Annotated in this window: 1 protein-coding gene; it reads left to right on the forward strand. The window is 62.7% G+C overall.

Annotation, left to right across the window (positions count from 1 at the left end; genetic code table 11):
- Positions 1 to 619, forward strand: a 619-nt coding sequence (locus tag EOD15_RS35210; protein WP_127409378.1) for a neutral zinc metallopeptidase, incomplete at both ends; no start/stop codon positions are given.

A 619-nucleotide genomic window follows, 5' to 3' on the forward strand; every position in this document is an offset into this window, starting at 1 on the left:
ATCTTCCTCGTCATCCTGGTGGTGCTGGCCGGATGGTATTTCGGCTTCGATCCGTCGACGATCCTGGGTGGCGGCGGCGGACTGGCGCCGGGCGGCGGCGGCCAGATTACCGAGGACAGCGGCTCTGCTACGCCCGCCAATGATGAGATGAAGCAGTTCGTGGCGACCGTGCTGGCCGAGACCGAGGACACGTGGACCGGGATCTTCAAATCGCAGGGGCTGACATATGAGGACCCGAAGCTGGTGCTGTTCAGCGGCCAGATCCGTTCGGCCTGCGGCTCGGCATCGTCGGCCGCCGGGCCGTTCTATTGTCCGGGCGACCACAAGGTCTATCTCGATACAACTTTCTTCCAGCAACTTGACCAGCAGTTCGGCGCCTCTGGCGACTTCGCCCAAGCCTATGTGATCGCGCACGAGGTAGGCCACCACGTGCAGAACTTGACGGGCATTATGTCCAAGTTCAACCAGATGCGGCAAGGCATGGACCAGGCGGAGGCCAACCAGATGTCGGTGCGCATCGAGCTGCAAGCCGACTGCTTCGCCGGGGTGTGGGCGCATTTCACCGGGCAGAAGGGCATCTTGGAGCAGGGCGATTTCGAAGAGGCGCTCAATGCTGCCC

This window comes from Mesorhizobium sp. M7A.T.Ca.US.000.02.2.1 (assembly GCF_003996995.1).
Classification (GTDB): domain Bacteria; phylum Pseudomonadota; class Alphaproteobacteria; order Rhizobiales; family Rhizobiaceae; genus Mesorhizobium.